Source organism: Pantoea sp. CFSAN033090 (assembly GCF_001264395.1).
Classification (GTDB): Bacteria; Pseudomonadota; Gammaproteobacteria; order Enterobacterales; family Enterobacteriaceae; genus Pantoea; species Pantoea agglomerans.
In genome coordinates this window covers 80446-107397 of record NZ_LGYX01000004.1, presented here as the reverse complement: position 1 = coordinate 107397, position 26952 = coordinate 80446, and the positions used below count along the sequence as shown (strand labels likewise).

Genomic DNA, 26952 nt, shown 5'->3' with positions numbered 1-26952 from the left:
TTTCAAATCAGGATACCCGTTTTAAGATCGAGCTTAAAAGATTCCCAGCCTCCTGGCGGGTCCCACTCTCCTTGGCCAAGCACGGTATCATTCTCTATTGATGTTATGATTACACCATCAATGGCGCACTGCCTGGATTTCCAGAGAATGCCTGCAGCAATATCCATCAGAAAAACGTGGCAGTAAGTTGCAACCAAAACCCGATCATGTAGCTTGTCAGTATGGATGTCAGGCACTGAATAAATATGGCCGACGTAATCACCTAGTGGATGGCTTCTGAACGCGTGTGTGGCTATGTCAAAAACATGAAAATAGTCCCCACAAATGATAGCCACGTGGGATTCATTGAGGAGAAAATCAGAAAAGGCGCTGGAAATAAGCCAGCCATCCTCATCTGCACGTATATATAACTGTAAAATCAGAAGGGGCTCACCGTCGTTTCTGATTAGCAGTCGCCGATCCTTTTCCCCCTTAGAGCCAAAAGGATTGACGTCGATGATCGAAACACCTTCCGTTTCAGCGCCGGGCGTAAGCTGTTCAATATAGGTCGCTTGTAATGTCACTGACTATCCCAAGTGTGAAATGCAGAACAACTCATACAACTTTACAAGCTGAGGTCACGACAGCGTCATACGTTGTCATATGTGCTGACCAGCCCCGCAGATTAGTCATTCCGATGTTAGCCACGTCCGCTCCTGGCACACAGCGGACTTACTGCAGGCTTAGGTCCGTTATGAGCGAAAAGCGGACATTGACGTCCAGCATAAAGACTGACATATAATAATTAAGGAGTTAAATATCAGAAAATGCTCCACAATTCGAGGATCGGAAGCATGATGCAATCTGAACTTACTGAAAACAATAGCGTTCAAATAAAATAAAAAATGAGGGTTTTTGATGGCTATTCATATTTTAATTCCTGATGACTATCAGTTTGCAACTCAACAGCTGGATTTCCTCCAACATAATGATAGATTCCATTGCTCAGTGCTGGGAGATCTCAGCAAAGATTCACTAGCAGATCAGCAGTTATCATGTGCAGAGGCATTGATACTCATCCGCGAAAGAACTGTTATTGATGAAGCATTTCTGCGACGCACACCGCATCTAAAATTAATCAGTCAGACCGGTAAGCTGGCGAGAAATGTTGATATTGATGCGTGCACACGGGCTGGCGTATCCATTGTAGAAGGTGTTGGCTCCCCGGTTGCGCCTGCTGAATTAACCTGGTTGTTAATCATGGCATCCAGACGAAAATTAGTTTCGTCGGTGAATGCTATGGCTGAGGGCCGATGGCAAACGGAAATAGGCTCAGTCGTCCATAATCAGGTGATAGGCATTTTGGGCTATGGAAAAATAGGTAAACGTCTCGCCTCATTTGCAGCCGTTTTCGGTATGCAGGTTCAGGTATGGGGAAGTATGCGAGCGCAGGGAGAAGCACGTGCTGCCGGATTGTTGGTTCCGGAGAGCCGCGAGCAGTTTTTTGCAACCAGCGATGTCATAACAGTACATCAAAGATTGGTAGCTGCAACCGAAGGAAATATTACGCCTGCTGATCTCGCGCTGATGAAAACAGATGCGTTATTCGTGAATACCAGTCGTGCTGAACTTGTTTGTGAAGGCGCGCTGCATAACGCACTGAAACAGGGTCGGCCCGGATTTGCAGCACTGGACGTTTACGAAGAAGAACCTTTGTACAACCCACAAGATCCTTATCTACAAATGCCTAATGTTCTTTGTACTCCACATCTGGGATATGCTGAAAAGACCAGCTATTCACTCTATTTCAGAACAGCATTTAATAATATTGTGCGGTTTTTTGAAGGTGATACTTCACATGTCATTAATTTTTGAATTATTTATTCAAAAATGGGACCACCTTTTTGTCAACTAATCCCAGTAACGTCCGCTTCTGGCACAAAGCCGACCGACAACAGGACAAGGTCCGCTATGAGCGAGAAGCGGACGGTCAAAGTTGTTCTGCAACAGATGAAGACTTGTCGTAGCTACATATTAATCAACAGGGAGCAGGTCAGTGATAAAAAGGGGCAGACCAAGTGCGAAAACACCGGCGCCAGGCCGGTATCAGTAGGATAAGGTTAAGAGAATTCTATTTTGCACTCTGACAGAGGAATAGAGCGGCCATCGGTAATAACAAATTGATCACCTTCAATTTGAGCCAGTAACAACCCCATGCCTTTGGCACCAGCTTCGATATCCTTTCTCCATCCGTCAATATCACCGTGATATATGACAGCATGAAATAGCGGACCATCCAGTGGAGTAATGCTGCACCCTGCTTCATTGACCCCCCCACTAGTTGCGTTCGTAGGATCAGCGAAGCATGTAATATTTTTAAATTGCTTTCGGAATTTGTTTTTCCCATCATCAGAAAAATACATAGTTTCCCTTGTCGGTGCGCCATCCATGCCGGGGATGACTCTGGCATCTGATCTTTCTAGCTTCCCACCTAAAGACTTTTCCAACTCATCTATCTGATTAGCCAACACATCACCTCCGTTTTTCACTGGCGCAATTACAAACTTAACGTTTTTAACACCTGATTTATTTAAGATTTTTTAGCAGTGACTAACTAACTCTAGACTATTAGTATGCATTACTACGTTGAAATAAAGCTCCAATATGAGATGTCCGCTTCTGGCACAGAGCGGACATTGATGGCAGTAGGAAGTATGAGTGTGCCATTGTCATACTGGACACAATCATAATACTGTCCAGACTATGCAGATTGAAATCACTGGAAGAAACATGGATATCCAACTCACAAGCGTCACCCCGGACAGCCCAGGATTTGCTGAGTTAATATCGCAGAGCATGGCTGAAGGATTTAACATGTTACGCCGACTGGAAGATAACTGGCTTAGCGGACACAACCGTTTTGATAGACCCTGAGAAAAACTCATTGGGGCTTATGTAGACGGATTAATCATTGGCGTTTGTGGACTCAACATCGACCCGTTACGCTAAAAACTGGCATCGGACGTCTGCGACATCTCTATGTAGACTCAGGATGGAGAAAAAGGCAGGTTGGCAGTGCCCTGCTCAGTGAAATACTTAAGGATTGTGGCCACTGGTTTGATTTTATCAACATAAACGCTCCTCCATCGGCATTCACTTTCTATGAAAAAGCTGGCTTTGTTGCTTTAACTGGCATAGAAAAAGTCACGCACCATCTATGCCTCAGAGACCCAGCGCATTGATACAGTCACGTTATGGATAGACCGCATATTCTGTCCAGTGAACCACTTTTCAGGAATGCCTGACGAGATACAGCCCTGACGTAACCAAACCGAACCACTTTCAGGCAAATCAGAGCCATTACAGTTAAATCCGCGCCACCCTGGACACTCTGCGTTTCTGACCAGGCATTCAGAACGGCGGCTTAAACATCTTCAGGAAATCAAAGGAACTGACTGGCAGCTTTGAGCAAGAAGCAGACCTGCTTGCTAAAAAAACCTCAGAATTAATCGGGCCAGAACGAAAGTATGAGTAAAACCAGTACGCGATAATCAATGAGGAATTTGGCGTCTAATAATCTACAGGGAATGGTATGAAAAGACCGCCTGGCGGCGGCTGAACTTTGCGTTGGTAAGATAGATAATTATATGGCTTTAACTACAGCCATGACGAAACCATCCCATCCCTTTTCACCAACAGTCTGAATGGCTGTGGCCTCAAGTCGCTCATCAGCTGAAATTATCTGAATAAACTCTCTCAGACCCTTCACATTAGGATCATCACTAGCAGAATTAATCACATTACCACCACGTACTGAGTTATCCCCCACAATTACAGTGCCTTGCTTCGACAATTTGATTGCCCATTCCAGATAGCGTGGATTATTTACTTTATCGGCGTCAATAAAAATAAGGTCAAACGGTGCTTTAAGCGTAGGTAGGACATCAAGTGCAGCACCAGTGTGAAGCTCGACGCGCTCAGTTAATCCGGCATTTTTTATATTCTGGCGGGCAACCTCTGCATGATGCTTATTAAACTCAATGGTCGTTATGCTTCCATGTTGGGGCAAAGCATTGGCCATCCATATCGTGCTGTAACCTCCAAGCGTTCCTATTTCAAGAACGCGGACAGAGCGAGTCATTTTAATGAAAATGGCCAGCATTTTTCCCTGCAAAGCAGACACATCGTGTGTGGGTAATCCTTGCTCTAAGTTATTAGAAAGTGTGTATTTTAAATCTGCTCCTTCAGGCGCGAGCTGTTCAGCAAACCAGGCATCTACCTGTGACCATTTATCAGAATCTCGGGAGGCATAATCAGGGGTTCGCATAGGGAATCTATTCTCCTTTAGTGTCCATTTAGGAAGTTTAGATGCCTACTGTTACAGCACCTGGCACGTTACCGCTTCTCGGGGCATTAAATTTTGCAGAACTACGAATGTCCGCTTCTGGCACAAAGCGGACGTTCCGCAGGCTAAAGTCCGCTATGAGCGGGAAGCAGATATCGACAGAACCTTTCCTATGCTGGCGTTTTATGTTTTCCTTCGCTTAGCCATCTGAACTAGGACTTCGCCATGAAAATCTACTGGACCCACAAAAGTATCCCCGAACTGAAAGACTTATCTATGAGGGAGCGTGGAAGGCGTTGGCGGAGCGCGTATAAATCGGCTTTCCGGCACTGGCAGATCTGGGGTGGTCTCGTTCTCTGCGGAGTCCTTGCTGGCGCGGGAGCGTACTTTGGCGGCATAGTCGGCACCGTAATATTAGCTGGGCTTGGCGGATTTATTTACAGTCAGATCGTGACACTCGTTGTCCTGAAAAATTATCGTCACCGGCTGAAGGACGAAGCAAACTAATCTTTCAAGACTTTAAGGCTGCAAGACTCAGCAAGTTACACATAACGGTTCTTCGTTCATACGTCTTAATGTATGCCTCGTGGTAGCAAATCATAGTCAGCCAGCTGAACCGCACTGGTCCCCCCACAGCTATGTGGGCAAAAGGTCTGCGGCACGCCAATAACGCTGGCGTTGCTCGGTCGCAGTGATTTTTTCGGTTGCTGAAGCGCGCAGTTATGTTGAAACGCGCATACCCCCCTCTTTCAGCTGACCGTAAGAAATCCTGGTTGTCAGAGGCAGGTGCCTTATTGCGCTAACCGCATACAGGTAATCACGCGACTGGCATAAAGCAGATCTGCAATTGCGTAGTTCGCTATGAGCGAAGACCGGACGTTCCTGCACTAAAGTGAAAGTGGATGTCTGCGCTTCCACTCATCAACCACATCACCCAGATTTTTTTGTACGTCATTTCGTATCCAGGCCATAAACTCGCGATCAAACCGGAAATCTGGACCACACTCATTGACCATAAAACGGCGAACGTTTTGTGTGTTTTTTGTAGTCTTTATCTACGATTGTAAAGCGTGTTAATGAAGAACTATGCCAGTCAATGTTCATTTGTTGGCTCCTGTTTTAAACAAACGATAGCTGCGTTCAAATTTAACACGTGACCTTGAAATGCCCGTTTTTAGCACGAAGTGGAACTACTGAAGAGTCAAGAAGTCAGCCAGGGCGAAATCACTTAATACCGGAATCTCGGTGACCTGACTGACAGATATTCATCACGTTATCTTTTCAATAGCAACACTACTTTGAAGCCCTGGCACCGCTCATTCCCGGCGAGCCGTCGTGATCTCCATTGCTGCCTGCCTGTCCACCCTGACCACCTAATCCGCCGGGTCCCGCGTTGCCGCCGTTTCCACCGTTGCCTGAACCGTCACCGTTGCCGCCGTTTCCTCCATTACCTCCTTCTTCGCCGCCGCTTCCCCCATCTCCTCCATCTCCATTAGAACCGGCTCCGGCATTCCCGCCATCACCACCGTTCCCATTGCCAGACCCGTCACCGCCATTCCCGCCATCTCCATCGTCTGCGATGGCACTAAAGCTGGCGGTGAAAGTCAAAGCCGGCAGCAGAAAAGAAGGCGTACAGAAGATTGCTATTCGAAGTGTTATGACAGCTATAACCAATAATGATCTTAAAAACGTGCGTAAAGGAAAAATTCGCATTTAAAATCTCCTTCATTCAATTCATCACTTTATTTAATCAGGTGTTTCCCCCATCCCCGCCATCACCACCATCACCACCGTTCCCTCCTGGTGAATTATTGCTGCCGCCATCACCTCCATTTCCACCATCAGCTCCATTCGCTCCTGCAGCTCCTTCTCCTCCTTGCCCATTGTTACCGCTATTGCCCCCATCCCCTCCATCACCGCCATTCCCCCCAGGCGAATCAGCACTATTGCCATTGCCACCGTTGCCACCGTTGCCACCGTTGCCGCCATTACCACCCTCAGGCCCGCTTCCTCCGTTTCCTCCATTCCCGCCATTTCCCCCTGCAGAGCCACTGCCACCGTCACCACCATTCCCGCCATCAGCTATTTGATGAACCAGATGGGAAACAGACACTACATTAGTATCTTCCTTATTTGCCCACGCATTTGCCATTGAGTTGAGAGACACAACGGTAAAAATGCTCAACGTGAAAACCTTATTTATTCTGCTATTCATCCGTTAGCTCCATTAGCTCCGGGCGCGCCGCTTCCGCCATTTGCGTTTCCGTTACTTGTGTTGCCGCCATTACCGCCGTTGCCACCGTCGATGCATGACGTCCCCGATACCCCTTTCTTACCGTTTTCTCCATTAGCGTCACCATTTTCAGTCGTACCGCCATTTTTCCCATTCAGATATGAGCAGTCGTTATGTTTATGATGATGCTTGTTCGAGGCGTGGGCGCTCAAGGCACTGATTGTCAGAACTGAGAAAATAAGAGAGTTGATGACTATATGATTGGATTTCATATTTATATCTCCATAATGAAAACGCGATGAAATAATCCACCGCGTATTAAAATTAAGCATGCCTTTTATTATGCACCGCCATCTCCACCGCCATCTCCACCGCCATCTCCGCCGCCATTATCGCTGCCGTCACCATTACCGGTTCCGTTATTGTCCCCGCTGTCATTCCCATTGCTACTGCCATTTCCACTGTCGGCATTACCGCCATTACCACCATTACCGCCATCCCCACCAGGAGCTCCTGGTGAGTTGTCATTACCACCATTACCCCCGTTGCCACCGGCAGAACCAGGGGCACCATTGGCATCGCCGATTAAGACAAAGGGATGCACAGAGTCTGATGTGACAGGCACACTGTGCAATGGAGTTGCGGCAGACAGACGAGCTGCAGTGATCAGTAACAACCCTAAAGCAAAAGTGATTTTGTTCGGTCTCATAATCTATCCTTAAAGTAAGAAACACATGAGAAAAAATACATTACGGATAACCCCGCTGTAGGGGTACCTCAAGTAAATTAAAAAAAACAGGAAAATAGAAGAAGCTCAGGTGTAATCAGAAGTGTCTCGGGATTAGCTGATGTGTATAAAGCAGCAAAAGTATTTGCATGATTTCGAATGCATGTTTCTGTGCGGCGCTAATTTATTAGGCATAATCACAAAGTGAGATGCACGTCACGGTCACATATTTTACAAGCTGAAGCACATTACATTTTTATTAATTATAAAATTTCATTCTTAAAATAGTAAAGGCTGTATAGATTATTTAAAAAAGCATTTATGAAAAATTAAAAACCGCCTATTCTTCAGATATTCAAGCCTACTAAAAGGTTAGCCTCGCATTTAGACAGTATCTCCGGCGCACTCCGGGTTCGCAAAAATAATGTCCATCACTTTTATTGGACATTGTCGCGTAAAACACCGTACATGGCTCCCTTCCTGCAGGCTGGTCTGTCAAAGATAGTTATATTCGTGCAGGCCTACGAGACGACAGAAATGATATGAATAAAGGAGGGCGGCTGCGCCCTGCAGGACGCAGCCAGACATCAGAAGGTGGTCCAGTTTCCGTCTGTATCAGCAGGCGCTTCCTTCTTAACTGCGGTTGGTGAAGATACAATTGCATGCCGGGTGGCTGTGGGATGTGAGACTTTAGCAAGCGTGAACACTGACACTGACACTGACTGCAGCTGCGGGGAGACGTGTTCCCGCAGGCTCTGCGAGGCCGACGCAGATTCCTCGACCAGCGACGCATTCTGCTGCTTCACACCATCCATCTCCGTTATGGTCGCCCGGAAATAGTGAAGCAGGACTGGGGAGATATTCTGGAAGTCTTCAACCCATTTGGAAACCGGCTCCGATTCTGTCAAAGCTGATTTATTCTTCTCAATACAAAGGGGATTGCCATAGGCATTACCCCTTTTTTCATACGCACGAAATGTCCGCTCCTGGCACAAAGCGGACGTTGATATCTGCCCCGATCAGCCTATTTTGAATAACCCAAATAAATTTATTGGGTGAACAAAAGCGTCTATCCAATTAGCAGCATCAATCACTAGTGCTGCCTAATCTCTTTATGACCACTAGCCCCCCACCCTTTTATCAGTGAACATCTCACCCCACATCCCTTCCCATCCGCACCATCGCCCGATACCAGGCACCGCGCTGAATCGACCACCTTAATCCCACCGCAATCGCATTAATCTTCCGGTCAATGATCGCCTGCTGAAAGCGGCCGATCTCAGTACCGGACATTGCCTGCGCCCAGGCTGGCATCAGCCCGAACCCTGACTTCAGCATGATTTTCATCACCGGTTTTGCCTGCCAGCTGGGTGCGGGGGCATTCATCAGCAATCGCGTCACTTCGGCAGTGCGATGATCAAAGCGCAGCTCTGAACGCATCTGTTGCAGATAATCCGCAACATCGACGACGCTTTTCGGTACCTGCTCCGCCCCCAGCGCTTCGGCAATCTGCGCCGCTTCCTGATAGTACTGATCCTGCCCGGCGCGGCTGAGGTTTGGATTTTTGTAGCGCAGATGGGCGGCCAGAAAACGGCTGGTCTCCGCCACATGCACCCAGGTCAGCAGATGCGGATCGCTGGCGGCATAGGGTTTGCCTTCGCTATCAACGCCGCTGACTTTCAGGTGAATGCGTTTCACCCGGTCAATCAGCGTCTGTGCATCCTGCGAATTACCGTAGGTGGTCACCGCGATAAACTGACTGGTGCGCCGCAGGCGGCCCATCATATCTTCACGGAAATTGGAGTGATCCCAGACGCCCGCCAGTGCCGCCGGATGCAGCATCTGCAACAGCAGCGCGCTGATCCCGCCGCACATCATTGAGGTGAAGTCACCGTGGACGCGCCAGATCACGCTGTCCGGGCCAAACAGGCCGGGATCGCCAGGCGGTTGAGAGAGGTCAAATTCATTCATCGACAGGCCGTTAAGGCGAAATACCTGCTGCTGAATGCGGTCACGCAGATTAATCATAGCGGCTCTGATAGTGGATATGACGCGGCGCGCCGTAGCAGGACGCTAACGACGCGCCGCGTCACCTTCCCCTGACGTCAGGGGAAAGGCTGACGGTTATAAATAGTTGAACTGCCCATCCTCGGTACGAACGGAATCGAGTCCAATCATCACGTTGAATTTGCCGGGCTCTGCAACATGCTGCATCTGCTGGTTCCAGAACTTCAGCGCATCCACGTCGATTTTAAAGGTCACGGTTTGCGACTCGCCCGCTTTCAGCATGATGCGCTTAAAGCCACGCAGCTCCTGCACCGGACGGCTGATGGAAGCGACCGGATCGTTGAGGTACATCTGCACCACCGTCGCGCCATCGCGTTTACCGCTGTTGGTCACCGTTACGCTGGCTTCGATGCTGCCGTCACGCGGCATGGTCGGTGAGGACATTTTTACCGGCGACACGGTAAAAGTGGTGTAGCTCAGGCCGTAACCAAACGGATAGAGCGGGCCATTAGCCGCGTCGTAGTAGTGCGACGTGTATTTGTTCGGCTTAGCAAAGTTGTAAGGACGACCGGTTGGCAGATGGTTGTAATAGATCGGAATCTGACCTACTGAGCGCGGGAAGGAAACCGGCAATTTGCCCGACGGGTTGTAATCGCCGAACAGCACATCGGCGATGGCGTTGCCTCCTTCGGTGCCGCTGAACCAGGTTTCCAGCATCGCATCGGCCATCCGATCTTCATTCACCACTGACAGCGGGCGTCCGTTCATCAGCACAATCACCAGCGGCTTACCGGTGGCTTTCAGTGCCGCTAACAGCTTCTGCTGGCTCGGCGGGATCACCAGGTCGCTGCGGCTGGAGGCTTCGTGCGCCATACCCTGCGCTTCGCCCACGGCGGCAACCACCACATCGGCCTGCTTCGCTTTGGCGACCGCGTCATCAATCAACTGCTGCGGTGAACGCGTATCCACGGTAACCGCCTGCTCATAGAGGTTCAGGAAGTCCTGAATCCCTTTGTTATCGGTAACGTTGGCGCCCTTCTCATAGAGCAGCGTAGCCTTGCCTTCGGTGGCATTGCGCATGCCCTGCAGCAGCGAAACGGATTGCTTCGCCACGCCAGCGGCGGACCAGCTGCCCATAATGTCGCGCTGACTGTCTGCCAGCGGACCAATCAGGGCAATGGTGCCCGATTTTTTCAGCGGCAGCGTTTCCAGGCGGTTTTTCAGCAACACGATGCTCTTACGCGCGACGTCGCGCGCTTCAGCCCGGTGCAGACGGCTTTCCGCATTGGTGTCCTGCGGATCGCTCTCTTTCGGACCTAAATGGCTGTAGGGATCGTTAAACAGGCCCATGTCATATTTGACATTGAGCACATGGCGCGCCGCATCGTCAATCTCTGCCATGGTGACGTCGCCGCTCTTCACCAGAGCGGGCAGATACTTGCTGTAATATTCGTCGCTCATGCTCATATCGACGCCCGACTTCAGGGCGATGCGCACCGCTTCCTGCGGATCGCTGGCGACGCCATGCTTGATCAGCTCTTTGATTGCGCCGTGGTCGCTGATGGTGATGCCTTTGAACTTCCACTTATCGCGCAGCAGATCTTTCAGCAGCCAGCTGTCCGCCGTGGCGGGCACGCCATTGATCGAGTTCAGCGCCACCATCACGCCGCCGCTGCCGGCATCCAGTGAAGCTTTATAGGGCGGCAGATAGTCCTGGAACATGCGCTGCGGACTCATGTCCACGGTGTTGTAATCGCGTCCGCCTTCAACTGCGCCATAGAGTGCGAAGTGCTTCACGCTGGTCATCACGCTGTAGCGATCGGCAGCACTTTTGCCCTGCATCGACTGCACCATGCTGCGACCCATTTCGCTGGTGAGATACGTATCCTCACCGAAACCTTCGGAGCCACGGCCCCAGCGCGGTTCACGGCTGACATCCACCATCGGCGCCCAGGTCATGTTCAGGCCATCATCGGCTGCTTCATAGGCAGAGACGCGCCCCACTTCTTTCACCGCATCCAGATCCCAGCTCGACGCCAGCGCCAAAGGAATCGGGAAAATGGTGCGCTGACCATGAATAACGTCGTAGGCGAAAAACAGCGGGATCTTCAGGCGGCTGAGCTGCATCGCCTGATCCTGCATCGCGCGGATATCCTGACGGGTTACGGTATTAAAAATCGCGCCAACCTGACTCTTCTGAATCATGTCGCGAATCACTTCTTTCGGATTATCAGGTCCGACGCTGATTAAACGCAGCTGGCCGATCTTCTCGTCCAGCGTCATTTTTTTAAGCAGTTGGTTGACGAAGGCATCCCGCGCCTGTTCGGTCATCGGGTGGTTACCTGGCACTGTCTCAGCCAATGCCGGTTGCATCGCGAGGGAGACAGCGAGACTAACAGAGTAAATCCATTTCATCAGGTTGGGTTCTCTTAAGTAACTGCGCAATATCGAATAAACAGGCGGCAGTGTGCCACAAGATGAGAATAGCAGGTAGCTGCCGCTGTCACACTGCGTTGAGGTGAGTTGACGTGCTACAGTTAGGACGCACTGATAAGACAAGGGAATTGCTCATGATACAAACCTCTGCCCTGCTTTCTGACCTGCGCCGCCTGGTCGGCCCTACCCATCTGCTGACTGAACCTGAACAGACCGCGCGCTATCGCAAAGGCTTTCGCTCCGGCGAAGGCGAGGCGCTGGCGGTGGCGTTTCCCGGTACGCTGCTGGAGCTCTGGCGGGTACTGCAAACGCTGGTGAATGCCGATGTCATTATCCTGATGCAGGCGGCGAATACCGGCCTGACCGAAGGCTCGACGCCGCATGGCGACGATTACGATCGTCCGCTGGTGATTGTCAGCACCCTGCGGCTGGATAAGCTTCAGCTGATCGACGAAGGCCAGCAGGTGCTGGCGTTCCCCGGCAGCACACTCTACCAGCTGGAAAAAGCGCTAAAGCCGCTGGGGCGTGAACCCCACTCGGTGATTGGCTCCTCCTGTATTGGTGCCTCGGTGCTGGGCGGCATCTGTAATAACTCCGGCGGATCGCTGATCAAACGCGGACCGGCCTACAGTGAAATGGCGCTGTTTGCTCAGATTGATGCGCAGGGAAAACTGAAGCTGGTGAACCATCTCGGTATCGATCTTGGGACGTCACCGGAGGAGATTCTGGGGCGGCTGGATGATGACCGCTGGCAGCCCAAAGATGTGCAGCACGATGGCCGTCACGCCTCCGATCATGAATATGCCGACCGGGTTCGTGAAGTAGATGCGGATACGCCCGCTCGTTATAACGCCGATGCGCGTCGCCTGTTTGAAGCCTCCGGTTGTGCCGGGAAGCTGGCGGTCTTCGCGGTACGACTCGATACCTTTGCCAGCGAACCGCAGCAGCAGGTGTTTTACATCGGCACCAACGAGCCCGGCGTTCTCAGCGATATCCGCCGTCACATGCTGGCGCATTTCACCCATCTGCCGGTGGCGGGCGAATATATGCACCGCGACATCTATGACATTGCGGAAGTCTACGGCAAAGATACCTTCCTGATGATCGACAAGCTGGGCACCGACAAGATGCCGCTGTTTTTCACGCTCAAGGGGCGGGTTGATGCCTGGCTGAGCAAACTCTCCTTCGTTAAACCGCACTTCAGCGATCGCCTGTTGCAGCGCCTGAGTAAACTGTTCCCGGCGCATCTGCCGAAACGCATGAAGCAGTATCGCGATAAATATGAACACCATCTGATGCTGAAGATGTCTGGCGACGGCGTGGCGGAAGCGCGTAACTATCTGCGCGACTACTTCCGTGAAGGCGGTGGCGAATTCTTCGAGTGTGAAGGCAAAGAAGGTACGCACGCCTTTCTGCATCGCTTTGCAGCGGCGGGTGCGGCGGTGCGCTACCACGCGGTGCATTCTGATGAGGTCGAGGACATTCTGGCGCTGGATATCGCCCTGCGTCGTAACGATGCGGACTGGTTCGAAACCCTGCCCGATGAGATCCGCGCCTCGCTGAGCCATCGTCTCTACTATGGTCACTTCTTCTGTCATGTGTTTCATCAGGATTACATCGTCAGAAAAGGCGTCGATGTGCATGCGCTCAAAGCGCAGATGCTGGAGATTCTTCAGGCGCGGGGCGCGGAATATCCCGCTGAACATAACGTCGGACATCTTTATCAGGCCAAACCGCAGCTGGCGGCGTTCTATCGCCAGCTCGATCCCACCAACAGCTTCAATCCTGGGATTGGCAAAACCAGTAAGCAAAAGGGATGGGCGGTGAAGCAGGTTTAATCGCCTTATGGATTAGCCTGCTTATCTGAGCAGGCTGATTGTCATACAACCGGGAGGCCCGTTCGCACCACCAGCTTCCCATTGCAACAGTCCTGCCAATAGCTAACATTTTCATCAGAAAATTAATCTCCCCTCCCATATTGCACCTGCTTTATTTTATCTCATCGGGTTCTGCGCAATAGTTCACAAATCACCACGCCGCTAATTGATAATTCGCGTCGCGAAAAATAGATTACCGCCACAATAATAATATTCTGCTTAATTATCCGGATTGCATTCAGGGAGGAGTGATCATGCGAAAAATTAATTACGCGTTAGCGTTAATTGAAATAGCCACCGCATTAATAGCGTTAACTGCAATAAGTTCATCAGCGGCCTACGCCAGCGGATTTATTGAGGACTCATCGCTGAAAGGTAATGTTTTTTACTGGCAGCGTCAGCGAGATCGCAGAGACACCGATCCCGCCAGTGAATATCAGGGGCACTATCGGGCTAATTTACATCATGCCTCGCTCAACAGTAATCTCGACTATCAGTCAGGCTATGCCGGAGAGTGGATTGGTCTGGACCTTGCCATTTTCGGTGCTGCTGAGCTTTCCAACAGCGGCCCCGCCGCACCCAATGAAATTGGCTTCAGTAAGGCGCGTACCCGCTGGGATGAAAAGTGGAATGGCGACAGCGGCGGTGCTTCTGTTTATAAAGCCGAACTGAAATTAAAATATAACGATTACTGGTTGCGTGCCGGTTATATTCAGCCAACCGGCCAGACAATTATTGCGCCACACTGGAGTTTTTTACCCGGAACCTATCGCGGCGTCGAAGTCGGTGCGCTGTATGATTTCCAGCAGGCTGGTACATTATCGCTCTCCTGGATGTGGAGCGACAAATATAAAGCGCCCTGGTATCGTGATTTATATAATTTTCGTCAGGCTGATGGCAAAACGCCTGTCAGCTACCTGCATTCGTTCGGTATGAAATATGACTTCAAAAATAACCTGGTGCTTGAGGGCGCATTTGGCCAGGCGGCGGATTATATGGATCAATATTTTGCCAAAGCCTCGTGGTCAGCCACGCCTGGCGGCAATGCACTCTACACCAGCTATCAGTTTTACGGCGCACACGACAAAGTATCGGGTGGTGCCGCTAATCCGCGTGATGTCTATGACGGCCTGGCCTGGTTACAGGCAATCACGGTCGGCTATACCGTTGGCCCGGTTGATCTGCGACTCGAAGGCAGTTGGGTCAAAGCAGAGGGGAATCAGGGCTTCTTCCTGCAGCGCATGACGCCAGGCTACGCCAGTTCCAATGGACGACTGGATATCTGGTGGGATGCCCGTTCCGACTGGAACGCCAATGGCGAAAAAGCGATCTTTGCCGGGGCGATGCTCGACTTAACGCCGTGGCAACTGGCGGGATGGAAAGTGGGCGCATCGTACGTCTGGGGCTGGGATGCCAGACCCGCCACGCTGCCCACCGTTGACCAGAGCCAGCGGCTGAAAGAGTCCGCCTGGAACCTTGATCTGATCTATCAAATCCAGCAGGGGCGCGCCAAAGATACCCTGTTTAAACTGCATTACACCCGCTACGACAATCACAGCAATCTGCCCAGTTACAGCGGCGGTTACGGCAACATTTTTCAGGACGAGAAGGACATCAAATTTATGGTTATAGTGCCGTTTACACTGTTCTGACGCCCTGCAGACTCCCGGATATCTCTTCAGCAGCAAGGATGAATCAATATGTTTAAGTTAAGCCTTATCGCGCTCACTCTGCTGGGCGCTGCAGCCACAGGCCACGCCAGCTCGTCAGCGCAGCAGGTGGTGAATCAGATCAGCCAGTTTGGCGTCACTTATCAGGTGAACGATAATCAGGCCGCCCTGCATGGCACCGACTGCGCCGCGCTGGGTGCCGACTATGCCGCCTGCAATCGCGCCACCATTACCCTGACCAATAACGGCCCAGCCCTGACCGATAAACACTGGGCAATCTACATGAGCAACGTCCACCAGACGCTGCGGGTCGATAACGAACAGTTTAAAATGACCCATCTGGTCGGCGACCTGACCCGGCTGGAGCCGACTGAGAAGTTCACCGGCATTGGCGCGGGCGAATCGGTGCAGATTCCGATCGTTAACGAATACTGGCAGCTGTTTGCCACGGATGTGATGCCGCGCTGGTATGTGACGTCCGGGCAGGCCACCCCCAAAATTATTGCCAGCACCGATCATGAAGATCCCAGTCAGTTTGTGTTGCCGTTGGGGGATAACTGGCGACGCAGTGCCGATGACCGGAATATCCTGATGCAACCCGCCAGCCGGTTTGATAAAAACAGCGATGCTGCCACCCTGCCCGCCTCCGCGCTGCGCGGTCAAATCACACCCACGCCGCTTGAGGTGAAACTGCGTCCGCAGGATGCCGATCTCAGCCGTGGCGTCAGTCTGTCTCTGACCGGGTTGACCCGTGAAACCGGTGAGGCGGTAAAGCAGCGTCTGACCCTGCTTGGTCTGAAAGAAGATCCTGATGGATTTGCCATCAGGACGCAGATCAAACCGGGTCACTTCAGCGGCAAACAGGCTAAACCGGGTGCATACGATCTGGATATCACTCCCCGCCGCGCCATTGTGGTGGGCTACGATGCTGCCGGTGCGTTCTATGGTCTGATGTCGATTTTCTCGCTGATACCCACAGAAGGCGCGCCGCGTATTGCCACGCTGGAAGCCCATGACTCGCCCCGCTTTGCCTATCGCGGCGCGTTTCTCGACGTTGCCCGTAACTTTCACAGTAAACAGGCGGTCATGCGGCTGCTTGATCAGATGGCGGCCTGGAAGATGAACCGCTTCCACTTTCACCTCAGTGACGATGAGGGCTGGCGGATTGAGATTCCTGGCTTACCGGAACTGACTGACGTGGGGGCTAAGCGCTGCCATGACCTGAGCGAACAGCACTGCCTGCTGCCGCAGCTCGGTTCCGGTCCGTTCAGCGATAACAACGGCAGCGGCTATTTCAGTCGTGCCGACTACATCGAGATTGTGAAGTATGCCCAGGCCCGTCACATCCAGGTGATCCCGGAAATCGATATGCCCGCCCATGCCCGTGCCGCCGTCATCGCCATGGAAGCACGCTATCAGCGGCTGATGAAGGAGGGACAATCTGAACAGGCCAGTGCGTATCGCCTGATCGATCCCACCGACGACTCCAATACTACCTCGGTGCAGCTCTATGACCGCACCAGCTATCTCAATCCCTGCATTGCGGGTTCACAGCGGTTTGTCGATAAAGTGATCGGTGAAGTTCAGGCGATGCACCGGGAAGCGGGACAGCCGCTCGGCGTCTGGCATTTTGGCGGTGACGAAGCGAAGAATATCCGGCTGGGCGCTGGCTACTCGGATAAACGCGACCCTAAACCGGGCACCGGTCTGCGCGACTGGAGTAAAGAAGATCTGCCGTGGGCGAAATCGCAGGTTTGTCAGGCGCTGGTGAAGAGCGGCAAAGTGGACGATCTGGCGCACCTGCCGAGCTACTTTGCCCTGACCGTCAGTGACATTGTTAACCGGCACGGTATTGGCAAAATGCAGGCCTGGCAGGATGGTTTAAAACATGCCAAAGATTCAGCAGCCTTTGCCACACCGCGCGTCGCGGTCAACTTCTGGGACACCCTCTACTGGGGCGGTTTTGACACAGCCAGTGACTGGTCACAGAAAGGTTACGACGTGGTGATCTCCAGCCCCGACTATCTCTATCTGGATTTTCCATATGAAGTTAACCCGCTGGAACGCGGTTATTACTGGGGCACACGCTTCAACGACGAGCGCAAAATCTTTGGCTTCGCGCCGGACAACCTGCCGCAGAATGCTGAAACCTCGGTGGATCGCGACGGCAACTTTTTCAGCGCCAAATCAGAGAAGCCCTGGAGCGGTGCTTACGGCATTTCGGCCCAGCTGTGGAGCGAAACGTTACGCACAGACGCGCAAATGGAGCACATGATTTATCCTCGCCTGTTTGCAGTAGCGGAACGAAGCTGGCACCGCGCCAGCTGGGAGCAGGATTACAAGGCGGGTCAGGAGTATGCGGGGGGCAAAACCCATCTCGTCGATCAGCAGGCACGCCTTAATGACTGGCAGCGATTTGCCAATCTGCTGGGACAGCGGGAACTGGCGAAGCTGGATAAGGCGGGCATCAATTATCGCCTGCCGGTGCCGGGAGCCAGAATCGTTGATGGCATCCTGTTGATGAACGTGGCCCTACCGGGCGTGACGCTGGAGTACAGTCTGGACAAGGGCACAAACTGGCAGCGCTACGATGTCAACAGACCGCCGCAGGTCAGCGGTGCGGTGGCAATCCGCTCGGTGAGCCGCGACGGGCAGCGCACCAGCCGCGTTGAATCCCTGTAGAAAGCGAAGTGTGAATGGGCTGATAAGCCAGCGTTTGAACATAAAAAAGGCCGACAGCAGTCGGCCCTTTGATTGCTGCCAATCCTGAAGCAGGGTGAATCTGGCAGCAATGAAGAAACTTAATGCGCTGGGAACACGGTCAGAAGAGGAAAGCGTCCCACGCCAGGGATGGCGTGGGCCGAGCATGTCATGGATGACAGCTTTTGCGTCTTTCCGATCTGACCGTGTTCCCTGTGCCAGCTCGATTACACAGCTAACCGGGCCACACTGTATTTACCATCAGAGCCGACAGAAGTCGGCCTTTACACACCTAAACCTGGTTCTCTTAAACCAGCTTCTCTTCGGGGACCGGCTCCGCACCCGCCATCTGCTGACGGCGCTCGATAATCATGGTTTGCGGTGTGGAGAGCAGAATGCCCTCTTTACGCAGACGCGTCAGAATATCGAACAGCAGGTCGCTCTTCGCCCCTGCGATCTGGCGCTGACCCGCCACGTTACCGGTGACGCTCAATATAATTCCCTGCTGAGTCAGGTCTTTAAACGAAACGGATGGCTCTGGCGTCTCCAGAATGCGTTCATTTTCGTTGTAGACCTCCAGCAGGATATCGCGCACTTTCGCCGGATCGATGTCGAGCGGGAACGTCAGCGTAATCGTGACCACCCCCTGCGCATTACCCATGGTGGCATTTCGCACGTTCTGCGAGATAAACTGCGAGTTCGGCACAATCACCGTGGATTTATCGCCCAGCTGGATCTCGGTGGCGCGCACGTTAATCCGGCGGATATCCCCTTCGATACCGCTGATGCTCACCAGATCGCCAACCTTCACTGGCCGCTCGGTCAACAGAATCAGCCCCGAAATAAAGTTCTTCACAATCTCCTGTAAGCCAAAACCGATACCTACCGACAAGGCACTGACGATCCAGGCCAGCTTATTCCACTGCAGGCCCATGATCGACAACGTCAGCAGGATAATCAGCACATAACCGATGTTGCTGAACAGCGTCACCAGCGACACCCGCATGCCCACATCCATGGTGGTTTTCGGCAGAAAATCGGTGTCGAGCCAGCGGCGCACCGTTCGCAGCACATAGATGCCGACGATCAGGCAGATAATCGCATTCACCATATGCGCCGGGACGATATTCAGGGATTCAAGCCCTTTACCGCCCCAGAACTCAATCACTTTTTGCAGCAGCTCAATCGGTGTTGAAGAGGCAAAGGTCCCGTTGACCAGCGCCAGCGCCACAACCAGCACCAGGAAGGTTTTACCGATGGCCGTCAGCAACGTAGCCGTTTGCTGCAGATGACGCTCATTGATGTTAAGCGAACTCTGAATACGGCGACCGGTTGCGTTACTGGTCGAGAACAGGCTCTCACAGCCATCGTTGAGCAGATGACTGAGGAAGTAGAACGAACCAAACAGCAGGCCGCACCAGATCACTTCATAACTCAGGAAGCGCGCCAGCGTGACGTAACCGATGAGCAGCGACACCAGAATGGCGATGCCGGTCAGCGTCAGGCCCATCTGGATCAGTCCGACCAGCGTAGAGCGAGCCTCTGGTGGTGTGCCCGCCTGGGTCATACGGCGACGAACCCGGTTGGTGCGCATGCTGATCGCCAGCGCGGTAGTACCAATCAGCAGTGCCGTCAGCCCGTTGGCAAAAATGGTGGTATTCAGGCTGGTGCCGACGCTGTAGTTAAACGCTTCGACCGTCTGGAAGATAAAGACCAGCACGGCGGTAATCGGTGGAAACGGTTTTAACGCCATCGCCACTTCATTGGAGATGGTCGGTAAACGCCAGCTGGGGCGACGGGTAGAGAGGAAAGCGCGTCCCAGTCCGGCAATCAGGCCACAAAAGACACTGAGCCGAACCAGTTGATCCACAAAGTCCTGAACGTTTTCAGAAACTTCATCACGGCGGGTAAAGGCCAGGGCGATAAAGTTAAAGGTGAGGACGACAGCCACCAGGGTGGTCAGGGCTATCGCTGCCGCCAGGAAACTGCGGCGCAGCTTCCCTTCCGGCAGTTTGTGAATGCTAATCCAGGCCAGAAACTCTTCGCTGTAACGACGGCCAGCCGTCATCACCAGCATGGCAGCCAGCAGCCAGAAGACACTGCCCACGCGCCAGCCCGGCTCCCATGAGAGTGCCGCGGTGTCCTGCAACTCCTGCAGGAATTCACCGATTTTCTCGCCATCCAGATCCTGACTATTGAGCAGCGGTGACCAGAAGCGCGGCCCCAGAATGGTGCCGGAGTTCAGCGCCAGCTGGCTTTTCAGCTGATCGCGGCGCAGGTTAACAATCTGCGAGGAGAGCATCAGCGCGCCATTTTTAATGCCTTCGGCCTGTTTGATCTGGTCGTCGAGTTTGCTTTTCTGACTCTCCAGCGCGTTACGCTTGCGCGTCACTTCCGACGTCTCTTTTACGCCGCTGTCGGCTTTAGGTGCCGGCCCCAGAACCTGCAACTGGGCTTCCAGTTGCTGGCGATCGGGGAGCAGCGCCTGGCCCAGCGTGTCGGCACTGCCTGAGAGCTCAAGCGCCATTTCATTCAGCTGAGTCAGCTTGTTTTCGCCAGCATCAACGGAGACCTGACTTTTGATTTTATCGAGGATCTTCTGCATTTTCGGCAGTTCAACCGCAGCATTCAGCTTCGGCGGCGCATCCTGTTCCTGAGCAGCAGTGGCCTTATCATCCGCGGCCAGCGTCAGCGCCGGGGCAAACGCCACCAGCGCCAGCATTAACAATGCAAAAAAGGATCGTAGCTTAAACATATGAGTAAGATTCCGGCAGCTTAAATCAGGCGATCGTCCCTCGCCAGTCGCGCGTAGTGTAGGGCTTTGCAAGGGATGGCAATATAGGAATAACGGGCATTTTTCGGACTAATTCGGTGCAGACAGAGGCGTGAAAATCGCTGTACGCCTCTGCCTGCATCATCCCGGATACCCGCTCAGCCTGCAGATAATGCCAGTGTCCGCAGCGCGCAACACCGGCTGTTTTCTACTCAACGTCGGCGCTGCTGGCCCCATTACTGGCAACCTGGCCCGATTTCTGTTTTTTATATGCCAGTGCGGCAGCCGGCACCGGCGCCGCTTTACCGGTCTCAATCCAGCTGCGCAGACGGTTAGCGTCGGCGAAGTGGGTATATTTGCCAAAGGCATCCAGCACCACCAGCGCCACCGGACGATTATTAATCATGGTGCGCATCACCAGGCAGTGGCCCGCCTCATCGGTGTAGCCGGTTTTAGTCAGCTGAATGTGCCAGTCATCTTTATAGACCAGATGGTTGGTGTTGCGGAACGGCAGCGCATAGCTCGGATGGGCAAACACCGCCGTCTCCTCTTTAGTGGTGCTGAGCGCGCCAAGCAGCGGATATTCCCGCGTCGCTTTGAGTAATTTAACCAGATCCTGCGCGCTGGAGACGTTTTGCGTCGACAGGCCGGTTGGCTCCACATAGCGGGTCTGTTTCATGCCCAGTGACCGCGCTTTCGCGTTCATCGCCCGGATAAAGGCGTTATAGCCGCCCGGATAAGCATGAGCCAGGCTGGCAGCGGCGCGGTTTTCCGAGGACATCAGCGCCAGCAGCAGCATATTACGGCGGCTGATCTGGCTATTGAGCTTAACGCGTGAGAAGACACCCCGCATTTCCGGCGTCTGGCTGACATCGACGGTTATCATCTCGTTCATCGGCAGATGCGCATCCAGCACCACCATAGCAGTCATCAGCTTGGTGATGGAGGCAATGGGCCTGACCCGATCAGGGTGGCTGGAAAACAGCACTTTATTGGTCGTGAGATCGACAATCATCGCACTGCCAGAGGCGATCTGCGGCTGAGCAATCGGCGCCAGTTGCGACAGCGACGTCGTCGCCTGCGCCGGCAGTGAAACAATCTGCCCTGAAACGAGCAGCGCCAGCGAAAGCAGGGTGGAACGAATTTTTGCAGGCATCGTAGAAAAAACCCGGTTATGAATATGTACTGTGTCAGACCGACACAGGCCGCCCGCTTCAGTGAGGTCGGAGCGCGGGCTGGCGGCGATATCATACCCGTAAGGTTAAGAAATTTCCTGGTGAGAGTGTTTCCGGGCGTAAAAAGAGAACTGCCACCAGAGCGGCGGCAGCGATCGGTCAGAACAGATGCGGTCCATATCCCCACAGCACCACGGTTAATGCCAGTAATACTTCAAATACCAGCACGCCGATGGCCAGCGTTGAACCGGAAAAACGCAGACTCTCTTCGCGGTCGATATTAAGAAACAGTGGAATACCGATATAGAGCAGATAGCCGGTGTAGAGTAGCGCCAGGGCGCCCGCCAGCACGCAGAGCCAGACCAGTGGATAGAGTGCCACCAGCCCGCTGAGAAACAGCGGCGTGGCCACATAGCCCGCAAACACCGTACAGCGCTGTACGCCGGGGCGCTGCGGATAATCACGTGCCATCCAGTGAATCACGCGTCCCATTACCGCGACGCCACCCAGAATAATCAGATAGAACAGAATGCCAAGCCCAATCCCGGTCAACAGGTTGAGTTGCACATATTGCCCCTCGCCCAGATTCCAGCCCAGCTGAGTTGTGCCGATAAAGGCGCAGATCACCGGAATCGCCGCCATCAGCAGAACATGGTGGGTGTAATGGTGCGATACGCTCTCATTCTCTTGCTTGATATGACGCATTTCCTGATTCGGATGCGCCAGCAGACCCCAGACATGATTCATAGATTCACTCCTCTGATGCAGTGGGCCGCCCGATGATGCATCCGTCTTTGGGGGCAGCGTCCTCTCAAGTATAAACGGCAGCGAAACTTTCGTGGTGACCGGACAAAAAAACAGCATAAATAAACGGACCCATGAGGCACGGGCGGAAGCGAAGCCAAATCGCGTATAGACTGGAAGAAACAGTCACTGAACAGGGAGGGTCATTTTGCATCTGGATATCAACGCATTAATTACGCAGTACGGTTATCTGGCACTTTTTATTGGCTGTATCGCCGAGGGGGAAACATTTACGTTGCTGGGCGGCGTCGCCGCGCATGAGGGGCTGCTGCATTACGTGGGGGTGGTGCTGGCCGCCATGGGTGGCGGTATTGTCGGCGATCAACTGCTCTACTGGGTCGGTCGCCGCTGGGGCACACAGATCCTGCGCCGCTTTAAAAAGCATCAGGATAAAGTGATCAAGGCGAATCGCCTGATTAAACGCCGTCCCAGCCTGTTTGTGATTGGCGTGCGCTTTATGTATGGCTTTCGACTGATTGGCCCAATCATCATCGGGGCCAGCCGCCTCAATCCGATGAAGTTTTTTATTCTTAACGTCATCGGGGCAGCCATCTGGGCGCTGATCTTTGTCACCCTGGGCTATTTCGCGGGCGGCATCATCGCGCCGTGGCTGCATAAACTCGACCAGCATCTGAAGCATCTGCTGTGGCTGGTCGGCGCAGTGGTATTCGCCTTTGCGCTGCGCTGGGTGATCCGCCGCTGGCACAACCGTCGTGCCGATCAGGAATAAATGAACCACGGATTCGCCAGCAGACGCCATCGTCTATGAGAGTGAGCTGACCGGTGGTAAGGGTCGCCGACGCTGAGCAGCGACAGGCGACCCTGCTGGCGATTTCCCATGTTTCACCCGCCCTCCCCCCTTCCCTGTCTCATTCAACCGCACGTTAACCATCTGTGCCCAAACGAAGCCGCATCAGATGGCTCAGCTATAGTTAGGATGGACACTGACAGGGAGATGAGGATGAGTAAGGTAAAACGTAAGATTGAAGACCATGGCGTGATCGGAGATTTGCGCACCTGCGCACTGGTCGCGAATGATGGCACCATTGATTATCTCTGCTGGCCGGAACTCGACAGCCCGTCGGTCTTTGCCGCCCTGCTCGACAGCGATGATGCCGGGCTTTTCTCCCTGGCCCCTGACTGGCCCAATGCGCGACGTCAGCAGCTCTACCTGCCCGATACCAACATCCTGCAGACCCGCTGGCTGGATGATGAAGGCGTGGCGGAGATTACCGACTACATGCCGATTTGTGATGACAAGGACAAGCTGCCGCGTCTGATCCGGCGGGTCAAAATGGTACGCGGCAGCGCGACCTTTAGCCTGCGCTGTTCACCGCGCCACGACTATGCCCGGGCGCAGACCCGCGCAGAGGCGCACAACGGCTGTATCGATTTTCATGCCGAAGGCCAGCCGTCGTTGCGTCTCGCCGCCAGCGTGGTGATGACGCTGGAGGATGAGAGCGCGACCGCCCTCTTCACGTTACAACCCGGTGAACATGCGCAGTTTGAATTTGGCAGCGTGGATGATGCGCATATCGAAGCGCTGACCACCGAACACTGCTTTGAAGAGACGCTGAACTACTGGCGACGCTGGAGCGCCCACAGTAACTATCAGGGACGCTGGCGCGAAATGGTGCAGCGTTCGGCGCTGGTCCTCAAACTGCTGACTTCACATCAGCACGGCTCTATTGCGGCGGCGGCAACCTTTGGCCTGCCCGAAGAGCTGGGCGGCGAACGCAACTGGGACTATCGCGCCTCCTGGATCCGTGACGCCTCGTTCAGCATGTATGCCCTGATGCGGCTGGGCTACATCGATGAAGCCAAACACTTTACCCACTGGGTTGGTCGCTGCGTTGAAAACAGCCATCACGATGAGATGCGCCTGCAGGTCATGTACCGGCTGGACAGCGGCACCGAACTGCACGAGATGGAGCTGCTGAATCTCTCCGGCTATGCCGACTCCCGTCCGGTGCGCATCGGCAATGACGCCTGGCAGCAGACCCAGCTCGACATCTATGGCGAGCTGATGGATGCGGTCTATCTGGCCAATAAATATGGTGAGGCGATCTCCCAGCGCGGCTGGGAACATGTCGTCAAAATGATCGACTGGCTGTGTGAGAACTGGGATCAGCCCGATGCCGGTATCTGGGAGATGCGCGGTGAACCGGAACATTTCCTGCACTCGCGTCTGATGTGCTGGGTGGCGATGGATCGCGCGCTGCGTCTGGGCATGAAGCGATCGCTGCCGATGCCTTATGAACGCTGGGATCGGGCGCGCCGGGAGATCCGCGAAGATATCTGGGCTAACTTCTGGAACAGTGAGCGGGGTCACTTCTCTTCAACCCGTCATGGCGAACATCTCGACGCCTCAATGCTGCTGATGCCGCTGGTGCGTTTTGTGGGAGCCACCGACCCGGACTGGATTGCCACGCTGGATGCGATCAAAACCAATCTGGTCAGCGACGGTATGGTGCGCCGTTACAATACGCATGAGACGCCCGCCGATGGCCTGAAAGGCTCAGAAGGGTCCTTCGGAGCCTGCTCCTTCTGGTATGTCGAGTGTCTGGCACGCGCGGGCCGGATTCAGGAAGCGCATTTTGAATTTGAAAAGTTGCTGAGCTACGCCAATCCACTGGGCCTCTACGCGGAGGAGTTTGACAGCCACGGCCATGCGCTGGGCAACACGCCGCAGGCGCTGACCCATCTGGCGTTAATCAGTGCCGCCTTTTTCCTGAACCGCAAACTCAGCGGCGAACAAACGCAGTGGCAACCTTAGTCAGGGATAAGCCCGGAAAGCCCCATTTTTAGCGCCCTGCTTTCGGTAAATGCGCTAACATCCGCGGTGAATTTACGTAAAGTATTGCAGGCAGGTTAAAATCCCGATTCACAACGTCAGATTAATGAACATATAATGCGCAGCAGGTCACATTGGCCAGCATGAATTCGACACACTGAACAGCCTGAAATATGGCGATAAAGAATTGTAAAATATGAAAATCATTCGCGCTTTCGCTTCAATCGCACTGGCTCTGGCTGCCTTCAGCCAGTCAGCCTTTGCTGTGGTTTACCCGTTACCGCCGGCCAACAGCCGTCTGATCGGCGAAAATATCGAAATTACTGTCCCTGAAGACAGCAAACTGCCGCTGGAAGCTTTTGCGGCACAGTACCAGATGGGCCTCAGCAATATGCTGGAAGCCAATCCGGGCGTTGACGTTTATCTGCCTAAGGCTGGCAGCAAAATGATCATCCCACAGCAGCTGATCCTGCCGGACGCACCGCGTGAAGGCATTGTGATTAACAGCGCGGAGATGCGTCTTTACTACTATCCGAAAGGCAGCAAAACCGTGGTGGTGTTGCCTATTGGTATCGGTGAACTGGGTAAAGATACCCCGATTAACTGGACCACAGCGGTAGAACGTAAAAAAGATGGCCCGACCTGGACGCCAACCAAAGGCATGCATGCGGATTACGCGGCGCGCGGTGAAACCCTGCCAGCGGTCTTCCCGCCAGGCCCGGATAACCCGATGGGCCTGTATGCGCTCTATATCGGTCGCCTCTATGCGATTCACGGCACCAACGCCAACTTCGGTATCGGCCTGCGCGTGAGCCATGGTTGTGTGCGTCTGCGCGCTGACGATATCAAATGGCTGTATCAGAACGTGCCGGTCGGTACGCGCGTACAGTTCGTTGATCAGCCGGTAAAAGCGACCGTGGAGCCAGACGGTTCACGTTATGTAGAAGTGCATAACCCGCTGTCGACCACCGAAGAGCAGTTCAACTCGCGTGAGCTGGTGCCGATTACGCTGAATCAGGCTGTGAGCAAAGTTCTGGTTGATGCCAGCGTCAATCAGGATCAGGTTAATGGCGCGATTCAGGGCCGTACCGGTATGCCAGTAAAAGTGAACGGCGTGGAGAACAACATCCAGACTGCGCCAGTTCCGATGCCGGAAAACCCGCAGGCTGTGCCACAGGAAGAGCCAATGACGCCGGTCACCTCTCAGGGTGCAAACAGTGATGCCGCGCAGCCACAGCAGCCGGCCACTGAGCCAGCCGCACCGGCCGCTCCGGTAACACCAGCAGCACCTGCAGCCGCGGCCAATACCAGCTCGTAATTGCCGCCCTGCTTGCAGAAGCCAGCGCCTGTCGCTGGCTTTTTTATTGCCTGCGTTTCCGCGTTTTCCCGCGCACTCCGCTCAGAATGCCCCGTCCGACGATCATTAATCTGT

Annotated in this window: 20 protein-coding genes and 3 pseudogenes; 9 read left to right on the top strand and 14 right to left on the bottom strand. The window is 53.5% G+C overall.

Annotated features, from left to right (window positions below):
• Positions 1-2: 2 nt before the first annotated feature.
• Positions 3-563, bottom strand: a complete 561-nt coding sequence (locus AFL22_RS03925; protein ID WP_052270839.1) for a hypothetical protein — start codon at positions 561-563, stop codon at positions 3-5.
• Between the two features lie 334 nt (positions 564-897).
• On the opposite strand from AFL22_RS03925, the gene AFL22_RS03920 reads away from it, so the two are divergent.
• Positions 898-1854, top strand: a complete 957-nt coding sequence (locus AFL22_RS03920; RefSeq protein ID WP_052270838.1) for a D-2-hydroxyacid dehydrogenase family protein — start codon at positions 898-900, stop codon at positions 1852-1854.
• 245 nt (positions 1855-2099) lie between these two features.
• Here AFL22_RS03920 and AFL22_RS03915 read toward each other — a convergent pair whose 3' ends face one another.
• Complete coding sequence (locus tag AFL22_RS03915) at positions 2100-2510, bottom strand: hypothetical protein (RefSeq protein WP_228312224.1); 411 nt, start codon at positions 2508-2510, stop codon at positions 2100-2102.
• 259 nt (positions 2511-2769) lie between these two features.
• Between AFL22_RS03915 and AFL22_RS23110 the strand changes: the two are divergent.
• Positions 2770-3221: pseudogene (locus AFL22_RS23110) on the top strand (GNAT family N-acetyltransferase).
• Between the two features lie 401 nt (positions 3222-3622).
• Here the strand turns inward: AFL22_RS23110 and AFL22_RS03910 are convergent.
• From AFL22_RS03910 to AFL22_RS24720, 7 genes and pseudogenes are all read right to left on the bottom strand, one after another.
• A complete protein-coding gene (locus AFL22_RS03910) occupies positions 3623-4306 on the bottom strand; it encodes an O-methyltransferase (RefSeq protein ID WP_052270837.1) in 684 nt (227 codons plus the stop codon).
• A gap of 905 nt (positions 4307-5211) precedes the next feature.
• A pseudogene (locus AFL22_RS24725) lies at positions 5212-5428 on the bottom strand (DUF6434 domain-containing protein).
• A 269-nt stretch (positions 5429-5697) separates the two neighbouring features.
• Positions 5698-5910, bottom strand: coding sequence for a hypothetical protein (locus AFL22_RS03900; RefSeq protein ID WP_156311575.1), 213 nt, complete (start codon positions 5908-5910; stop codon positions 5698-5700).
• Between the two features lie 160 nt (positions 5911-6070).
• Positions 6071-6403 carry a hypothetical protein gene (locus AFL22_RS03895; RefSeq protein ID WP_156311574.1) on the bottom strand — a complete coding sequence of 111 codons (333 nt, stop codon included), beginning with the start codon at positions 6401-6403 and terminating at the stop codon, positions 6071-6073.
• A gap of 132 nt (positions 6404-6535) precedes the next feature.
• Complete coding sequence (locus AFL22_RS23100) at positions 6536-6829, bottom strand: hypothetical protein (protein WP_181955252.1); 294 nt, start codon at positions 6827-6829, stop codon at positions 6536-6538.
• Positions 6830-6881: 52 nt separating this feature from the next.
• Entirely contained in the window at positions 6882-7130 is a 249-nt protein-coding gene (locus AFL22_RS03890) for a hypothetical protein (protein WP_233600682.1), read from the bottom strand.
• Positions 7131-7871: 741 nt separating this feature from the next.
• Positions 7872-8108: pseudogene (locus tag AFL22_RS24720) on the bottom strand (methyl-accepting chemotaxis protein); the annotation flags it as partial.
• Here AFL22_RS24720 and AFL22_RS24715 point away from each other — a divergent pair.
• Entirely contained in the window at positions 8025-8198 is a 174-nt protein-coding gene (locus AFL22_RS24715) for a glyoxalase superfamily protein (RefSeq protein WP_228312227.1), read from the top strand. The pseudogene AFL22_RS24720 and the gene AFL22_RS24715 overlap by 84 nt on opposite strands.
• A gap of 238 nt (positions 8199-8436) precedes the next feature.
• Here the strand turns inward: AFL22_RS24715 and AFL22_RS03880 are convergent, their stop codons facing one another.
• Together AFL22_RS03880 and bglX are read right to left on the bottom strand one after the other, a co-directional pair.
• On the bottom strand, positions 8437-9312 hold the full coding sequence (locus AFL22_RS03880) for an oxygenase MpaB family protein (protein ID WP_052270832.1): 876 nt from the start codon (positions 9310-9312) through the stop codon (positions 8437-8439).
• A 96-nt stretch (positions 9313-9408) separates the two neighbouring features.
• Positions 9409-11706, bottom strand: a complete 2298-nt coding sequence (bglX, locus tag AFL22_RS03875) for a beta-glucosidase BglX (protein WP_052270831.1) — start codon at positions 11704-11706, stop codon at positions 9409-9411.
• A 155-nt stretch (positions 11707-11861) separates the two neighbouring features.
• Between bglX and dld the strand changes: the two genes are divergently transcribed.
• From dld to AFL22_RS03860, 3 genes are all read left to right on the top strand, one after another.
• A complete protein-coding gene (gene dld, locus AFL22_RS03870) occupies positions 11862-13565 on the top strand; it encodes a D-lactate dehydrogenase (RefSeq protein ID WP_052270830.1) in 1704 nt (567 codons plus the stop codon).
• 293 nt (positions 13566-13858) lie between these two features.
• Positions 13859-15256 carry an OprD family outer membrane porin gene (locus AFL22_RS03865; protein ID WP_052270829.1) on the top strand — a complete coding sequence of 466 codons (1398 nt, stop codon included), beginning with the start codon at positions 13859-13861 and terminating at the stop codon, positions 15254-15256.
• Positions 15257-15304: 48 nt separating this feature from the next.
• On the top strand, positions 15305-17956 hold the full coding sequence (locus tag AFL22_RS03860; RefSeq protein ID WP_052270828.1) for a beta-N-acetylhexosaminidase: 2652 nt from the start codon (positions 15305-15307) through the stop codon (positions 17954-17956).
• Positions 17957-18281: 325 nt separating this feature from the next.
• Here AFL22_RS03860 and AFL22_RS03855 read toward each other — a convergent pair whose 3' ends face one another.
• The 3 genes from AFL22_RS03855 to AFL22_RS03845 all read right to left on the bottom strand — a co-directional run bounded on the left by AFL22_RS03855 (position 18282) and on the right by AFL22_RS03845 (position 22669).
• Positions 18282-20729, bottom strand: a complete 2448-nt coding sequence (locus tag AFL22_RS03855; protein WP_050680587.1) for a DUF3772 domain-containing protein — start codon at positions 20727-20729, stop codon at positions 18282-18284.
• A 226-nt stretch (positions 20730-20955) separates the two neighbouring features.
• On the bottom strand, positions 20956-21903 hold the full coding sequence (gene pbpG, locus AFL22_RS03850) for a D-alanyl-D-alanine endopeptidase (RefSeq protein WP_010669685.1): 948 nt from the start codon (positions 21901-21903) through the stop codon (positions 20956-20958).
• 178 nt (positions 21904-22081) lie between these two features.
• Positions 22082-22669, bottom strand: a complete 588-nt coding sequence (locus AFL22_RS03845) for a Yip1 family protein (RefSeq protein ID WP_010260296.1) — start codon at positions 22667-22669, stop codon at positions 22082-22084.
• A 205-nt stretch (positions 22670-22874) separates the two neighbouring features.
• Between AFL22_RS03845 and AFL22_RS03840 the strand changes: the two genes are divergently transcribed.
• The 3 genes from AFL22_RS03840 (at position 22875) to AFL22_RS03830 (ending at position 26838) form a co-directional block, all read left to right on the top strand.
• Positions 22875-23456 (top strand): DedA family protein, encoded by a 582-nt coding sequence (locus AFL22_RS03840; RefSeq protein WP_052270827.1) that lies wholly within the window; start codon positions 22875-22877, stop codon positions 23454-23456.
• Positions 23457-23687: 231 nt separating this feature from the next.
• Positions 23688-25502: a glycoside hydrolase family 15 protein gene (locus AFL22_RS03835; protein ID WP_052270826.1), complete on the top strand. Its 1815-nt coding sequence runs from the start codon at positions 23688-23690 to the stop codon at positions 25500-25502.
• Between the two features lie 214 nt (positions 25503-25716).
• Positions 25717-26838: a L,D-transpeptidase family protein gene (locus AFL22_RS03830; protein WP_010260287.1), complete on the top strand. Its 1122-nt coding sequence runs from the start codon at positions 25717-25719 to the stop codon at positions 26836-26838.
• The last annotated feature ends 114 nt before the right edge of the window (positions 26839-26952 follow it).

Excerpts from the sequence above, each read along its gene's own strand:
- AFL22_RS03920 (WP_052270838.1), top strand. The coding sequence starts at position 898 with ATGGCTATTCATATTTTAATTCCTGATGACTATCAGTTTGCAACTCAA.
- AFL22_RS03910 (WP_052270837.1), bottom strand. The coding sequence starts at position 4,306 with ATGCGAACCCCTGATTATGCCTCCCGAGATTCTGATAAATGGTCACAG.
- AFL22_RS03895 (WP_156311574.1), bottom strand. The coding sequence starts at position 6,403 with ATGGCGGGAATGGTGGTGACGGTGGCAGTGGCTCTGCAGGGGGAAATG.
- AFL22_RS23100 (WP_181955252.1), bottom strand. The coding sequence starts at position 6,829 with ATGAAATCCAATCATATAGTCATCAACTCTCTTATTTTCTCAGTTCTG.
- AFL22_RS03890 (WP_233600682.1), bottom strand. The coding sequence starts at position 7,130 with ATGGTGCCCCTGGTTCTGCCGGTGGCAACGGGGGTAATGGTGGTAATG.
- AFL22_RS03880 (WP_052270832.1), bottom strand. The coding sequence starts at position 9,312 with ATGATTAATCTGCGTGACCGCATTCAGCAGCAGGTATTTCGCCTTAAC.
- bglX (WP_052270831.1), bottom strand. The coding sequence starts at position 11,706 with ATGAAATGGATTTACTCTGTTAGTCTCGCTGTCTCCCTCGCGATGCAA.
- dld (WP_052270830.1), top strand. The coding sequence starts at position 11,862 with ATGATACAAACCTCTGCCCTGCTTTCTGACCTGCGCCGCCTGGTCGGC.
- AFL22_RS03865 (WP_052270829.1), top strand. The coding sequence starts at position 13,859 with ATGCGAAAAATTAATTACGCGTTAGCGTTAATTGAAATAGCCACCGCA.
- AFL22_RS03860 (WP_052270828.1), top strand. The coding sequence starts at position 15,305 with ATGTTTAAGTTAAGCCTTATCGCGCTCACTCTGCTGGGCGCTGCAGCC.
- AFL22_RS03855 (WP_050680587.1), bottom strand. The coding sequence starts at position 20,729 with ATGTTTAAGCTACGATCCTTTTTTGCATTGTTAATGCTGGCGCTGGTG.
- pbpG (WP_010669685.1), bottom strand. The coding sequence starts at position 21,903 with ATGCCTGCAAAAATTCGTTCCACCCTGCTTTCGCTGGCGCTGCTCGTT.
- AFL22_RS03845 (WP_010260296.1), bottom strand. The coding sequence starts at position 22,669 with ATGAATCATGTCTGGGGTCTGCTGGCGCATCCGAATCAGGAAATGCGT.
- AFL22_RS03835 (WP_052270826.1), top strand. The coding sequence starts at position 23,688 with ATGAGTAAGGTAAAACGTAAGATTGAAGACCATGGCGTGATCGGAGAT.
- AFL22_RS03830 (WP_010260287.1), top strand. The coding sequence starts at position 25,717 with ATGAAAATCATTCGCGCTTTCGCTTCAATCGCACTGGCTCTGGCTGCC.